This window comes from Nitrospira sp., from assembly GCA_005116745.1.
Taxonomy (GTDB): Bacteria; Nitrospirota; Nitrospiria; order Nitrospirales; family Nitrospiraceae; genus Nitrospira_D.
The window spans coordinates 1-13,056 of the sequence record SWDS01000002.1 but is presented as its reverse complement, the minus strand read 5'-3'; the positions used below and the strand labels follow the sequence as shown (position 1 = coordinate 13,056).

9 protein-coding genes are annotated in these 13,056 nt (G+C 53.9%); all 9 read left to right on the top strand.

What is annotated here, in order from left to right:
- Positions 1–107 precede the first annotated feature (107 nt).
- On the top strand, positions 108–1,172 hold the full coding sequence (locus tag E8D52_02165; GenBank protein ID TKB69885.1) for a hypothetical protein: 1,065 nt from the start codon (positions 108–110) through the stop codon (positions 1,170–1,172).
- A gap of 22 nt (positions 1,173–1,194) precedes the next feature.
- Positions 1,195–2,052, top strand: coding sequence for an ABC transporter permease (locus tag E8D52_02160; protein TKB69884.1), 858 nt, complete (start codon positions 1,195–1,197; stop codon positions 2,050–2,052).
- Positions 2,053–2,127: 75 nt separating this feature from the next.
- Positions 2,128–3,459: an ATP-binding cassette domain-containing protein gene (locus E8D52_02155; protein TKB69883.1), complete on the top strand. Its 1,332-nt coding sequence runs from the start codon at positions 2,128–2,130 to the stop codon at positions 3,457–3,459.
- Between the two features lie 84 nt (positions 3,460–3,543).
- Positions 3,544–4,605 carry a glycosyltransferase family 2 protein gene (locus E8D52_02150; GenBank protein TKB69882.1) on the top strand — a complete coding sequence of 354 codons (1,062 nt, stop codon included), beginning with the start codon at positions 3,544–3,546 and terminating at the stop codon, positions 4,603–4,605.
- 129 nt (positions 4,606–4,734) lie between these two features.
- Complete coding sequence (locus E8D52_02145) at positions 4,735–6,342, top strand: hypothetical protein (protein TKB69881.1); 1,608 nt, start codon at positions 4,735–4,737, stop codon at positions 6,340–6,342.
- A complete protein-coding gene (locus E8D52_02140) occupies positions 6,260–8,038 on the top strand; it encodes a hypothetical protein (GenBank protein TKB69880.1) in 1,779 nt (592 codons plus the stop codon). The genes E8D52_02145 and E8D52_02140 overlap by 83 nt, the downstream gene beginning before the upstream one ends.
- A gap of 97 nt (positions 8,039–8,135) precedes the next feature.
- A complete protein-coding gene (locus E8D52_02135) occupies positions 8,136–9,296 on the top strand; it encodes a hypothetical protein (GenBank protein TKB69879.1) in 1,161 nt (386 codons plus the stop codon).
- Positions 9,297–9,715: 419 nt separating this feature from the next.
- Positions 9,716–10,885 carry a glycosyltransferase family 4 protein gene (locus E8D52_02130; GenBank protein TKB69878.1) on the top strand — a complete coding sequence of 390 codons (1,170 nt, stop codon included), beginning with the start codon at positions 9,716–9,718 and terminating at the stop codon, positions 10,883–10,885.
- Between the two features lie 34 nt (positions 10,886–10,919).
- On the top strand, positions 10,920–12,773 hold the full coding sequence (gene asnB / locus E8D52_02125; GenBank protein TKB69877.1) for an asparagine synthase (glutamine-hydrolyzing): 1,854 nt from the start codon (positions 10,920–10,922) through the stop codon (positions 12,771–12,773).
- The last annotated feature ends 283 nt before the right edge of the window (positions 12,774–13,056 follow it).

The window sequence follows — 13,056 nt, the reverse complement described above, 5'->3', positions numbered from 1 at the left end:
TTGTTCCCTGGGGTCAGGTGAGGGAACGATACGATAGCAATGTATGGCGTAGACCAAAGGATCTCCTCAGGGACGCACAGGGGAACGCCCCACAGCTCCATGATTTTGTGACGACTGTGAACGGGGGGCTAGCCCTGCGGCATGACAGTCGTGATATTGAAGCTGACCTGCAGGTGGGTGGAAACTATAACAAGTATGTGACTAATACGGGCTTGGACTTTTTTGGCGCGATTGTCAAAGGCACTGTCGGCTTGGATCGATGGGTTGATCAGTATGTCAGAGGAGCGAAGTTGAACGTCACTGAGAACTTCATATATTCCCCCGAGCAATCCTTTGGGAGATCGGTGGCGGTTGATGACTTCGAGGGCGGCCTCCTAACATTTCGGCGGAGCAGGCTTCTGAACACAACAGCCTTCAATGGGAGCTACCCTCTGTCCCGAGATGTTTCTTTGGAAGGTGGATACACGTTCGGCCTTCGGAGGCAGACCAGTAGCACCGAAGGCGGGGATGTAACCGGGGCCACCTTCTTTAACACGATGAGTCACACCTGGTCCGGAGGACCTCGCTATCAGCTGACGCGAAACGACAGCATCGCTGCCCTGTATCGACAGACTTTCTTTACCCAAGAGCGGTCCGAAGGCGGTAGAACATTTAGTGCCAATCTCATCACGCTAGAAGGTGACTATACGAAGGTATTCCCGGAGTGGACGTTCACCGTTCGTGGAGGCGTCACGTTTGTCGAACCAGTTGGGCGGACGTTACCGTCTGGCTCGATTCGCGTCACAACCAAACCGGAGCGAGACACGGTCCTCGATCTGACGCTGGCACGGGAAGCCAGACCGTCATTCTTTTTACAGGGTGGAGCGAGGATCAATAATTCTGTGCGGGCGAGCATCAGACATCGAATTTATGAGCGGCTCAGCGTCAGCGGGAGTGGTGGGTATTCCTTGAGTCAATTTTTCCCCAATACAGATTCTCAATTTCAGAGTATCACTGGAGGATCGAAGCTTGAGTATATGTTGACGAGGAACATCAAAGGAGAACTCTTTTATCTCTTCACACACATTAACTCAGATACAACGGCACTGGAGTACCAGGTATCACGCCATCAAGTAGGATTTATGCTGACGGTAATGTTGGAATCATTAGGGGAATCGCTCGGATTCGACTAGGTGAATAGGGGACAAGCCACGGATGCATATGGCTCAAGCAGAAGCGACCATAAATCAACCCAGACGGAAAGTCATCATCGAGAAGCGAACCAGTCTGTTTGATATGGGCTGGTCTGATCTCTGGGAATACCGCGAGTTAGGGTATGTTCTGGTCTGGCGGGATATCACGGTCCGCTATAAGCAAACGGCGATCGGCGTGGCATGGGTGATGTTGCAGCCGCTGATCGCGCTGCTGATCTTTACGGCGATCTTTGGAGTAATGGCCAAACTGCCTTCGGATGGGGTGTGGTATCCAGCATTTGCGATGACGGCTCTGCTCCCTTGGACCTATTTCGCCCAAGCTGTCGCGCGCTCGGGGGAAAGTATCGTCACCAATGCACGGATCGTCAGCAAGATTTATTTCCCACGGTTATGGCTTCCCATTGCCACGGTGGTATCGCCGCTTGTTGACTTTGCGCTATCAATGATCCTGCTATTCGGATTGCTCATCTATGCTGGAATCCCACTCACCTGGAAAGTGATCACTTTACCGGGATTCATCCTACTCGCAATGTTGATGGCTCTGGGGATCAGTCTATTTACATCGGCCCTCAATGCCAAATACAGAGATGTGGGGCACGCCCTCCCCTTTATCATGCAGATATGGATGTATGCGACGCCGATCGTGTATTCGGTCAGCCTCGTCCCTGAGCGGTGGAGGTGGCTCTATGGCCTGAATCCGATGGTGGGAGTCATTGAGGGATTTCGCTGGGCGTTGCTGGGACGTACGGCTCCAGATCCGGTCGTCATGATAGAGAGTGTCGTTGTGCTGTTCTGTGTCATCATCGGAGGGTTGGTGTATTTCAGGCAGATGGAGCGACAATTTGCGGATGTGCTTTGAGGAAGAAGCAAGGAATCACGTCGGATTACAAGTCCAACCGGCTCAGAGAACAAACGATTAAGTTATACTATCGATATGAGTGATATCGCGGTTCGTGTTGATCAGCTTTCGAAACAGTACCGAATCGGGGCTCGAGAGAGGGGGCATCAGACCTTGCGCGAGCATCTGATGTCTGGCCTGAAATCCATATGGGCACCGAACGGTCGTATCCCGCCGTCGAGGAACACCGGTTCCGTAGAAGACGAACGAGCCCCGGCAGCGGACACCTTCTGGGCGCTGCAGAATGTGTCATTTGAAGTGAAACGTGGGGAAATGGTGGGAATTATCGGCCGTAACGGCGCGGGGAAAAGTACGTTGCTCAAGATGCTGTCACGTATTACGGAACCGACTCGCGGTCGGATAGAAATTGATGGCCGCGTATCGGCACTTCTGGAGGTCGGAACCGGCTTTCACGGGGAGCTGACCGGCCGAGAGAATATCTACCTGAACGGGACCATCCTGGGAATGAAACGAGCCGAGATCGCACGCAAGTTCGATGAAATCGTGGCATTTGCCGAAGTGGAGCAGTTTATCGATACGCCGGTGAAACGGTATTCCAGCGGAATGGCCATGCGGTTGGGGTTTGCGGTCGCGGCCCATTTGGAATCGGAAGTGCTTATCATTGATGAGGTCTTGGCGGTGGGGGATGCCACCTTCCAAAAGAAGTGCTTGGGGAAAATGGAGGGGGTGGCCAAAGAAGGGCGCACCATCTTTTTCGTGAGTCATAACATGCCATCCGTCACGAGGCTGTGCCAGCGAGTTATCCTCTTGGGGGAGGGGAAACTATGCCGGGATGGGCCCTCTCACGAGATCGTCAAGGCCTATCTGCATTCGGAATTCGCGACTATGTGCGTGCGAGAATGGAAGGAACCACTGAGAGCGCCAGGGGGCGAAGTCGTCAGGCTGCGGGCTGTGCGAGTCCGTACCGAGGACGGCCAGTGTTCCGAAAACCTCGATATCCGAAAACCGATCGGAATTGAGATGGAGTATGAGGTACTCAAGCCCGGCTATAAGATGAGGTCAGCCTTTTCCTTGTACAACGAGGACGGCGTGCGTCTCTTTGACTCGGTTGATCTTGATCCCGCATGGCGGAGGCGTGTCCGTCCGTGTGGGTGGTATCGAAGCACGGCCTGGATCCCTGGCAATTATCTTGCTGAGGGGACGATGTTCGTTGATCTGGGTCTGGATACCATAGAGCCAGAGGTCTCGCAATTCTACCAGCGTCAGGTCGTCGCATTTATGGTGATCGACAGTTGCGAGGGGGACTCGGCACGCGGTGATTTTGCCGGACACCTTCCCGGCGTGGTAAGGCCGATGTTGAATTGGAATACCGTGTTACACTCCGAGGGCATTCACGCCAGCCGGTGAGTCGTAGCTGCTCCCCTCCACTGTTCTATTTAGGGCTTGTTCAATATGGGCTCAACGATCGAAGTATCCTACTAAGAGGAACGTATGAAGCCAGAGTCGCAGCCTTTGGTGAGCGTGCTCACGCCGGTGTATAACGGGGAGAAATATCTAGTAGCGTGCATCGAAAGCGTGTTGGCCCAAACTTATCACAATTGGGAATATTGCATCGTCAATAACTGCAGCACCGATCGGACGCTCGAAATTGCTCAACGCTATGCGGAAAGGGATCGACGAATCCGCGTGCATAACAACACGGAGTTCGTCGGCTGTGATCAGAACGGGAATATTGCGTACCGGCAGATTTCAATGGAGAGTAAGTATTGCAAAGTGGTGCATGGAGATGACTGGATATTTCCGGATTGCATAAGGCAGATGGTCGAGCTGGCCGAGGCCCATCCGACTGTGGGGATTGTCGGCTCATACGGGTTGCGAAACCAACAGGTCTCCTGGGATGGATTGCCCTATCCGAGCACGGTCGTTCCAGGGCGAGAGCTTGGCCGGAATTACTTCCTCGGGGGGCCCTATGTGTTCGGGGCTCCGACGTCGATGTTGATTTGTGCCGATGAGGTCAGAAAACGTTCCGCGTTCTATAACGTGGCCAACTTGCATACCGACATAGAGGCCTGTCTTGACATACTCAGGGATCGTGACTATGGATTTGTGCACCAGGTGTTGACTTTCACGCGTGAGCATGCGGAAGCAGAAAGTACGTCCTTTCACAAACGGTTCGGCACCGGGTACCTGGGGTGGTTTGAACACTTGTCTGCATATGGGCGGGCCTATCTCAGCGAAGAGGAATATGAGGTCTGTACGAGGCAATGTTGGAATCAGTATTACAAATTCTTGGCTCGCCACTCGATGTTCTATAAGAAGCAAAAAGGGTTTTGGGAATTCCATAAAAAAGAATTGGGCAAACTGGGCTCCTCGCTTAGCTATGGAAAACTTGCCGGGGCAGTATGGCTCGAGACCGTCGAACTGGCGCTCAATCCCCTCAATACCTGGAGGCGGATCGCTCGTAGAATGGCCCGTCTACGGAACCAAAACGACCAGAGCCTGCCTGAGAAGCAACCGATCGCAGAAACACCTACGCGTACCTTGGCACAATGATGTTCTCGCGGTTACAACTCGAAAGGTAAAAGGTGAAGCAGAGGAGGATTGGGGCGCGGCGTTGAAGATGGATCCTTTGGATACTCGATTGTTACTGCCAGCTAATTGCTCAGACAAGCGGTCGGCCATATGCGACTGACGACGTTTGCCAATGCCTCGTTGCCAAACCTGGCCTGGGTGGCGGAGGTTGATCGTGCAGGAGGCACCGTGATTCTGCTACACGGTTCCTGGGTAGAAGTTCGGCAGAATTTTTTCATCGAAGGCGTATGGAACGGTCCGTTTCAAGCTGGGGGTTTCGGTGAAACTGACTGCGTGTTCGGAACCGGCGGAATTCTCAGCGACGACTCGGTCCGATTCGTGACAACCGCATCCACGACCGACTCCCTCTACTACCATGAGAATGATACACGCCTCACTGTCTCTAATTCTTTGCCACTGATCTTGGGATACATCAAGGATGCCCTCGATGTTCGGTGTTCGGACTATCCAGCGATTTGTGACTCAATCATGAAGGGCATCAACGACTACCGGCGCGACATCCCTACGGTCAGCGGTTGGCTGAGGCGTCTCATGTATAGAAACCTCGATGTCTCGAAGGGAGGGATTCGGGAGTCTGAAAAAAGCATGCCGCCCCGATTGAAGTGTTTTGAGGATTACCAGAACTATCTTCGGAACAACTACAAGCTCATGGCTGCTAATGCGCGGGATAGCGCTCGCGCTCGGCCGCTCCAGATCCTGTCGACGCAGTCGTCAGGGTTCGATTCCACGGCGGTCAATGCGATTGCCGCAACGTATGGAGTGGATAAAGTCTTTACCATCTCGAAGGGGAAGAGTAGCCGTTACCTGGCGCATGATGATGACGGGAAGGCGCCGGATGACGATGGCGGCCAGATCTGCGAGTCCCTCGGTCTCGACTGCATTCGAATAGATCGACGCGCGTTTGTCCAAGGATTCGACCATGAGTATTTATATTACTGCGCCCTCCACCATAACCAAGACGCGAATCTTTTGGAGATCGCGAATCATGTCGCGAATCCTAGCCTGTTGCTCACCGGAACAGGGGGCGCGGTCTGGAGGGATCCGGCAGTCAAGCGAACAATACGTGGAGATGCAGATTCGCAGTTGAAGAGAAGCGATTCGAGCGGGTTGGGAATGGCCGAGGTTCGTTTGGTCGTCGGCTTTATCCAGCTACCGTTGCCGGACTTGGCAGTCAGGAGGGAACAGGAGATCGACAGTATTACGATGTCGCCCGAAATGGATCCGTGGCGATTGGGAACCATGTACGATAAACCCATTGCTAGGCGGATCGCCGAAGAGGCTGGAGTTCCTAGGAAAATGTTTGGCCAATCGAAGAAGGGCTCTGTTGTCATCTTCAGTCACCCGGCGATTCCATATGGCAAGGTGCTCCGAGATCAATTCCTGGACTATCTGGCAGACCATAAGATTATGACGAGATCCAAGACACGGCTTTGGCCGGCCGTTCGTTGGGTGAATTCTATGCTGCTAGTCAAGTCGAAGCGACGCTTCGCGGTGGTGTATTACGCTGAACGGGTGATCGCTAAGCTGATCGGGCGGGAATTCCGTTTCAAGCCGATGTGGCGGCAAGCGGAGGGTCTACTTTTCTGTTTCTGCGTCAATAAGACGGCGAAACTGTATGCGGATCAGCTCGATGTGGCGGCAACGCAGCGCTCTGCCGGATCGAGAGAGACCGCCGGGCAAGAGGGACGGGCGTCATAGCGACCTAAGCTGTACATCCATCATGAATCAACTATTCGGCTACCAGATCCTTCCCAAAGATCTGTCTGTATCACCGGTCGTAGTGGAAGGAGCCCTTCCTGTCGAGATACCACTATGTCCGAAGACAGCTCCTCGACAGTTGGAGGTAGCGGCCTATCCCAATACACGCCTCCAGACGCACTATTGTCCGCTGACGGGAGCCTTAGTCTATATCTGGGGAATACCGGTTCACCCCACGGTGATTCAATCCAAGATCGCAGCGTGGAGCGTTGGTGTGATTACGGAACAGCGCTATGATCTGTTCAGAGATCTTCTTGGCCCTTTTGTCGCGATTATTGATGAGCCGAAGCAGCAACGTGTGACGTTTGTAGCTGATCCACTGGGCGTGAGGCCCATGTTTATCGGCCATTCGAAGGACCGGATGATCTTCGGGAGTGAAGTCTGGCCGCTTCTGAAGGCGGGCTTGGTGAATGGCGACGTCGATTATGATGCGGTCAGTGCCTGGCTGGCCTATCGGTATAACTGTACCGACGGCTCCTTGTTCAGCGAGCTTCATCGGTTGCCTGCCGGGGCGGTTAGTGTATTCCAGAATGGACGCTTCAAGACGATTCCGTATATTCAATGGGAGTCAAGCGATGATCATCCTACGGAAGAACAGGCTGTAGAGAATCTCCATCGGATTATCTCATCGACCACAGGGATTCTCTTGAAAGACCAGCCTCGAGTCGCCCTTGCTCTTTCCGGGGGATACGATAGTCGGTATTTATTGGCCTTAGCGTCTGCAGTCGTGAAACAGCCCATTGAATGTACGACAGTGGCTGTTACAGAGCAAGAAGATGCCGTGGCGCGTCAAGTGGCTGAAACAGTGGGCGCCGCTCACAAAAGAATACCTTGCCGTGGTTCCGAATGGGATCTCTACGAGAACGTGTTTCATGCTGCTCCCGATGGTTTTCCTCTTTCCAAGAACCTGACCTATCTTGTCGCTCAAGTCGACCCTGGAACTCCCATGCTACACGGGTTCATGGGCGATGGTCTTATACGAGGGTCCAAGGACACGTATCTTGGAAAATATGAGACTGAGTGGAAGGAGGATCTGGCCGGGATTCTCCAGCGCAAGCATCTGGGAATATCCTTCGACATGTTGAGGGGAGATATCGCCAAGCAAGTGCGGGAGAGGTCGCTCGCCCCGATGGAAGCGGCGGTTCGAGAAGGATCGCGTATCGGCAAGATTTTCGGGTGGGCAGATTTTTATTACAGGCAACGGCTCTACATCTCGAATAACTTCAATCAACATTTGGGATTGACGGAGGCGGTTGTCCCCTTCTACGCATGGCCTCTTCTCAAGTACAAGATGGCGCATGATTATAGGTGTTTCAACCGGGCCGTCTACAAGAAGATTTTTGAACGGCACTTTCCCGCCCTATCGAAAATTCCGCACGCGGGCGAGCTCCACAAAGCGGGCCGATCGATTCCTTTCTCCGCCTGTGCAAAAACCTGGGCTAGGCGGTTGTCTGTCGTCATGTGCGACAAGAATCAACTCACATTATTGGCAAGAAAGCATTGTCTTCCTCGATTATTGGCTGGAATGGCCGGCGTCGGTCGAGTCGAAGTATCTGTTTTGACATTTCAACGATTATATTGGCTGGAACAACAGATGAGAGATGCGCGCCTGGACTTGGACTGGGAGCGCATCTAGCCGAGCCGATTGTGGAATGTCCGAGCTACAGAATGCAACAACCTTCTCTCTGGAGAAGACAATTCCGTAGTTCTCGCAAGCGATCGCGGATGAAACGATGATTCTTCTGTGTGAGTTAACCTTCCTCAATCGCACGCACATTCCATTCAACGCTGGATTGCTGGCAACGATCAGGGCCGCTTTTCCGCAAGAAGACCTGGCTTTTTGGGGTGAAGCGGTTCATGTGGAAGAACTCAAGAAGGAAGTGGGACATGCCTTCGCAGACTCGATTTCGTGGAAACACATTTGTCCCCCAGCGAAGGGCATGGGCTATGTGCGACGCGTGATATGCGAGCTCGATATCCTTCGGTCTGCGTTGAACAGCATGACCCACGAGACCATGTCTCGGCTGGTCCTGACGTCCGCACAACCGTCAACGGTATTGGCCATAAAAGTTGTGCGATGGTTCCGATCCAACCACGTCCCCGTGCAGATGGTTCTCCACGCGCTGAGCGGAGTGGCCGGTCAACGGTATAGGCGTCCCATTCGAAGGCTCCAAGATATGAAGACGGCCCTTACGCTATCTGGAAATGCCGGCCTTCAGTACCTCGTTCTGGAAAGAGCGATACGAGACACTGTGGTCGGAAATCTCCCACACTTGGCGGGTCATGTTGAAACCTTGGAGCACCCAATTTCTCCCCACGAAGCCGCATCCCAGCCGGTGGGCTTGCGTGAGCCGATCCGATTCGGATTTCTGGGGCTCGCGAACAAGGCCAAAGGGTTTCCGCTTTTTGTGAAAACGGCCGGCGAAGTGAAGGTAAATTACGGGCCTCGAGTCGAATTCCACGCGATCGGTCATACCAATGAAGGCAGCTTGCCGATGGATGGGATCGATGCTCTTGCCAGTAGACCCGTAAGCACGAAGATGAGCCGCGCCGACTTTATCCGAAACGTCTCGCTGCTTCATTTTGTCATTCTGCCTCATGAAGCGGCACATTATTCACTGGCCGCCAGTGGAGTCCTCCTTGATGCCATCACCTGGGGGAAGCCTGTGATCGCGAGGAAAATACCGATATTTGAGGCGATGTTTGACCGGTACGGCGATATCGGCTATCTGTTCAGTGATGATGCGGAATTGACAAAGATCGTGGAAGGGATTGTGCGGTCGCCCGATGGCTCTCGTTACGACCTGCAGGTCGGTAATCTCGGGATGGCAAAGACATCAAGGGATCCCGAGACCTTGGCCTCGGCCTACAGAGAGATCTGCAGAAACAAATAGCACAATGTCCTACCGGCTGGTCGGGATTCCGCCTGACGAGCAAATATGTATTTTATGACCAGAATCCGCTAGAGTACACAGGATATGCCGATCAACGCGGCCAGGGTAATCCCATCGCCGAATGTTGGTTCTGTAGGGTCACCCGAAAATGGGGAGGGATGGTGAAAGCGTAGCCTGGTCCGCATGTGTGCCGCCGGATTACCAGGTCGGATGAGATCAGGACCTTTGCGTAGAGACATCTGAAGAGGACTGCGTTGGTAACAGGAACTTCAACACAATCAAGGGTGCGAGCAATACCACCTGCACCCCGCCCAAAGCTTCTCTTCTTGGCATGTTACTTTCCACCGGTGCAGGCGATTGCTTGCGTTCGTACGGGGAACATCGCAAGGCATCTGGCGAGGCTGGGATGGGAGGTGACAGTGGTTACCCCAGATCCTTCGGTATGGCAAAGCGTTGAAGACCGCGAGATACTCGCGAGGGAGTTGCACGACGAAGGCATCCATCGGATCTTGACCGGTCATCGATGGCGATGTCTGGTGCCCAGTCGAATGAAATGCTGGGATCAGAACGTGGGATGGATTGGCGGAGGAATCTGCCGAACAGTTGCACGAAGCCTAGGGGTTGATCCACATGTAGGTTGGGTGAAGGAGGCGGAGCGAGAGTGTTCCGATCTGAGCGCGAAGGATGTAGATGTAATCCTTGCATCAGGGTCGCCGTTCGTGGCGTTCAGACTGGCAAGAAATCTTTCAGACCAGCTCCGCCGGCCCTATGTCTTGGACTACCGCGATCCTTGGACTGGAAATCCTCACGCCCGTCGCCCGCCGCGGCCGGCAACCATCCGTGAAGAGGCGAGATTGCTTCAAGGGTCCGCCGCAGTGACGGTTGTGTCGCCTTCCTGGGGTGCGGATCTGGATCGACGGTATGGTGTTGGGGCGAAGTGTCATGTCGTGACGAATGGGTATGACTCTAGTGAAATGGCAGCCGTTCAGCCGTACGACTTCGGACATCACGCCTTTGTGTACACGGGGAACTTCTATCCGCCACGTCGGATCCTCTCTCCGTTCATGGCTGCGCTCAAGAGCTTGAATGAGCAGCTATCGAGCGAAACGGGTCAGGAATGGTATTTCCACTACTATGGGGCGCAGGAGAGCCATGTTCGCGAACAGGCAGCTCGGTTCGGTCTGACTGATCGGGTTGTGCTGCACGGAAAAGTTCCGAGACACGAAGCTCTGTCGGCAGTCAAGGGCGCTAGTCTTGCCGTAGCCATCGTTTCCATTGAGGAGGAGGTCTCACCAGACATTTCAGGGATGGTGCCGGCAAAAATATTTGAGGCCATCGGACTCGGAACACCAGTGCTTCTCATTGCCCCTAGCGGGAGTGATGCAACCGCGGTAACTGCGTCTACAGGATTGGTGACAAGTTTTACGGCAACCAACTCTCGTGGAATCGCATCCTATCTGAAAGCTGTGATTCGTGGACAACGTCATAGATCCGACAATGTCGAAGCGTTTTCTTGGGTGACGATTGGCAGAAAGCTTGACGCCGTGTTGCGTCAAGCGATGTCAAGTCATGGTCACGTCCCGGAGTGATGGACGAGAGTTAGAAACTAGAAGGTAGATTGGTATGTGTGGAATAGCCGGAGTCGTCGGAACCTTCGATAGGGCTATGGCCAGAGAAGCCGTCGGACGGATGGCGCAATCTCTTGCGCGACGAGGGCCTGATGGAGAAGGAATCGAAGCTTGGGACAAGGCGGTCCTGTCTCATCGTCGATTGGCCATCTTTGATCTGAGCGAGGCAGGCAGACAGCCGATGCGCTCATCCGATGGGAATGTCGGCGTGGTCTTCAATGGGGCCATCTACAATTTTCTTGAATTGCGGAAAGAGCTTGAGTCTGACGGGGATACCTTCATGAGCAACACCGACACGGAGGTGTTGATCCAAGGTTATCGGAGGTGGGGAATTGACAAGCTCGTCACGAGACTGCGGGGGATGTTTGCGTTCGGGCTTTGGGACAACAGGTTGCAGAAGCTGTACCTCGTGCGAGATCGACTTGGGGTCAAGCCGCTTGTCTTCAGCGTACAGGGTAGCGTGATCGCCTTCGCCTCAACGGTCCGCGCACTCAGGCAGGCAGGGTTCGTCCATGAACTGGATGAACAGGCGATTGCGGAATACTTGCAGCTTGGATTCATCTCCGATGAGTACTCGATATATCGGGAGGCGCGCAAATTGCCCCCTGCATCCATCTTGGAGTGGGATGATGGAAAAGTTGCGATCCGCAGATACTGGTCGTCTCCTCCAGTGAGGCCGGCATCCTTGTCATTTGAGGAATCCGTGGAGGCGGCTGAGGAGCAACTCCTCAGGGCGGTGGAGATGCGGTTACATGCGGATGTTCCGATCGGAATTCTGCTCAGCGGAGGGATCGATTCTGCCTTGATTTGTTGGGCCGCGACGAAACTCGGGAGGAGGATTACTGCCTATACGATTGGCACACCTGGTGACCCTTGGGATGAGACCGCTGACGCAAGAAGCACCGCGGAAACACTGGGACTCGATCACCGGGTACTCGAGATGGGTTCTGATGACCAATACGACATCAATGACCTAGTCTCAGCTTTCGCCGAACCGTTTGCTTGTTCATCGGCGCTGGGAATGCTCAAAGTCTCTAAATGTGTGACGGCATCATCGAAGGTCCTCTTGACGGGTGATGGGGGGGATGATGTGTTTTTAGGCTATCCACGTCATCGTCATGTTGTATTGGCTGGAAAACTGGCGCCGATCATTCCGTACTCACTCCGGAAATGGTGGTGTAGAGACGGCTCATTGGTTCCGAGGGGCGGACCACTTCGTCGGATAGCGACGTTCCTGGACTATGTCGCTGAAAGTCCGACGATTCACGGACGTTCGGTAATGGGATCGAAGATCCTCGGCGATCGCCTGGAGAACGGTGTGGCCGGTGACGACGCGTGGGTGCCGTCGACGGCCGGATCGTTAGTCGGTCATTTTCTGGATTACGAGTATCGGAATCGCTTCGTCGGAGAATATCTGACAAAGGTGGATGGAGCGACGATGCACTATGGACTTGAAGCGAGATCACCCTTCTTGGATCAGGGCTTGTGGGAATTTGCCGCCTCGTTGCCATATGCGGTAAGACTGCATCAGTGGCGGCTGAAGGCGATCTTGCGCGAGGTTGCCGGACGAAGAATCGGCCCGCGTCTCGCCAAAGGAAGGAAACGGGGGTTCGGTATTCCCGTGCATCGGTGGATCGTGGGTCCCTGGCGTCCGCTTGCGGAAGCAAGCTTGCGGGAGCCGATTTTAGAAAAAGAAGGGTGGATTCGGCATCACGCCTCCTCGGCATTGTTTCAATCAGCAGTAAAGCAGGGCGAAGCGTCGCTCCAATTATGGTACGTGCTGGCCCTTGAGCGATGGATGCAATTTGAACGGAGTCAGGCGGATGTAAAGCCGTACCCTCTCGCCTGACGGTTGTTTGAACGCACTGGTTGAAATCTTCTAATTCGTGTGCATAGGGCCAAACCGCTCAGATTCAAATTGGACAAAAATGCCGGAGAACGTCCTCACCAGCATACGGTATCTGTTTTATCTGTTCGTATTGTCCATACCTGTGGAAAATGCGAGTGCGGAAACCGTAGCAGCGATTGGCGCCATTTCCATGATATTCGGAATGGCACTGATGGGAGCTGCGCTGCTCCAACCAGGGGTCTGTTTCAACCTTCCTCCTGGCGCGTTCTGGTACTTTGTCGGC